The organism is Treponema endosymbiont of Eucomonympha sp., assembly GCF_001028545.1.
Genome location: NZ_BBPW01000106.1, coordinates 1 through 2487 on the forward strand (window position 1 = coordinate 1; position 2487 = coordinate 2487).

The 2487-nt window shown below is 44.5% G+C and carries 2 protein-coding genes; both read right to left on the minus strand.

Going from position 1 to position 2487, the window contains the following annotated elements; all coding sequences use genetic code 11:
* On the minus strand, positions 1–1089 hold a 1089-nt coding region (locus AWU74_RS04945; RefSeq protein WP_062328227.1), incomplete at its 3' end, for an FtsW/RodA/SpoVE family cell cycle protein.
* Positions 1082–2487, minus strand: a 1406-nt coding sequence (locus AWU74_RS04950; protein WP_162504842.1) for a UDP-N-acetylmuramoyl-tripeptide--D-alanyl-D-alanine ligase, incomplete at its 5' end; no start/stop codon positions are given. The genes AWU74_RS04950 and AWU74_RS04945, both read right to left, overlap by 8 nt.

The following is a 2487-nucleotide window of genomic DNA, read 5'->3' on the forward strand; positions in this document are numbered from 1 at the left end:
CTTTGTCAGAGTACGGGAGGTACGGTTATTGCCACTGATCAAGGTGCGGAAAATCGATTTTGTTTTTCTGCGGTCGTGGTCGACAGCCGCGCCGTACAGACGGGAAGCCTTTTTGCAGCACTCCCGGCCGAATGCACAATACGAACCGAATCTGTCGGTAGTGGTAATAGAAGCACGAAAACCGCGCCATGCGAAAAAAAACAGCAATACAAAATAACTCAATACGCCGACAAAACCCATTGCTTCCGTCCACCCTGCAAAAATATAGTCCGACTGCACTTCGGGTATTCGGTTTATCCGTATTAGCCCTGAACCAAATCCTTTGCCAAACAGTTCTCCCGCATTTATTGCAAGACGCGACATATTGGATTGATAATTAAGCCCATATATGTCGTAACCTGGGCAGAGAAACGCAATCAGGCGATTTACACGGTACGGTTCAGTGCAAATAAAAAGAATGGTGATAGGAACAATAAAGATGCACAGCGATAAAAACCACCTGATGCGTAATCCAGCTACAAAAAACAAAACAATTCCAATGGCAAGCATGAATGCACCGTTTGAAAAATCTTTTTGCAAAAAAATGACTGCCACAAACAATCCTAGTCCAGTAACTGGCGCAAAAAGTTTTATTTGCACGTCGCCTTCACTGTCTATTTGTTTGGTAAATAGATTTGCTAAAAATAAAATGACTACAAATTTCGCGGTTTCCGACGGCTGAAATGTTCCAAAAAGAGGCATTCGAATCCACCGCCGCGCTGCGTTTCGTTCAACGCCAATTACAGGTAAAAATACCATTAGACAAAGCATGAACGAGCCGAATGCCAGTTTTGGTAAAACTCGTCGAAGCGTCTCCAAGGGGAACACGGCAAATAAAGTCATTAATGCAAAACCAGCTATTGAATAAAGCATCTGTCTTTTTACAAAATACAGCGCATCGTCAAAAATGCGGACAGCAACATTTGTCGAGGTGATAAACAATGTTACCGTGCCAAACCCCCAAAGCAAAATCACTGATATTAAAAACGCGGTGTCTATGTGTCCAGAACGTTCAGCAGGGATTTCTGTGGTAACACGGACATTAAACATATGCCGCTCCGATCAAAAAAGGCGTTATCCGCTCAAGTGAAAGTTTTCGAGACCCCTTTATCAATACTGTATCACCTTTTCGTATTACATTGCGTACTATTTCTGCTACCGTTGCAATTGTGTCATCATCATATGCTTCAAATACCACAACCTTAATGTTTCGCGTGTTGTTACCTGCCTCAAGCGCATGGAATGCCTTCGCTATAGCGTTTCCGATGGCCACAAGGCACGTTATGTCTGATTCCAGTGCTCGTGCGATAATTTTAATGTGCGCGGCATCTGTTTCTGCGCCTAACTCAAGCATGTCGCCTAAAATATATATTTTCCCCCCCTTTAACTTGCTACAAAAATCAAGCATAGCGCACATTGATTGCGGGTTTGCATTATAGCAATCCTGAATAACAATAATTTCGCCCTTAAAAATCTGGCTTCGCCCAAATGTTGCCTGAATGGATTCTATTCCTTCAGCGATTTTTTCAGAGGCGATTCCCAGATACCGTGCGAGAGCTACCGCCGCGAGCATATTGCGGAAATTATGTTTGCCTGGAAGCGGGAATAATACGGAGTGTCCGTTAAATATGAACGACGTGCCGTCAATTCCCCGTTCCACGACGCCATTGATTCCGATGTCTGCTGGTTTTCCATAGCGAATAATGTCGCCGCATATACCTTTGGTAAGAAAATCAGCGTAATAGTCGTCTACAGGAATAAATGCGGCACAATTCGTTGTAAAATGCGAAAAGAGCAGTTTTTTTTCTTTAACAATCGCATCTCGGCTACCGAGCAGTCCAATATGCGCTGTCCCGATATTCGTAATGACACCATACCGAGGGTATAATATCGACGCAAGTTCACCGATTTCATCTTTCCGGTTCGTGCCCATTTCGAAAATACCGACTTCGTGTTCACGCCGGATATCGAACACGGAAAGCGGCAAGCCAATTTCAGAATTCAGATTTCCTTTGTTTCTTATACCGCAATATATCCGCGAAAAAATTTTATAAATGATTTCTTTTGTCGTCGTTTTGCCTGAGGAGCCGGTTATGCCGACCTTGAGCAACGCAGGAAACTGTGCAACATACGCTGCTGCCGCTTTTTGCAGTGCAGTCAACGTGCGCGACACTGCAATAAACACGGCATCGGGAAATTCCGTCAAAAGCGCAAGGAACGACGCTTTGTCTGCACTGTATTTTTTTTCGTGTAATAAAATGGCAGATGCGCCATTTTTGAGTGCATCAAGGATAAAATCGTGCCCGTCTAGTGTTTCGCCCGGGAGTGCTACAAAAAGGCTTCCCGTCCGTACGGCGCGGCTGTCGACCACGACCGCAGAAAAACAAAATCGATTTTCCGCACCTTGATCAGTGGCAATAACCGTACCTCCCGTACTCTGACAAAGCG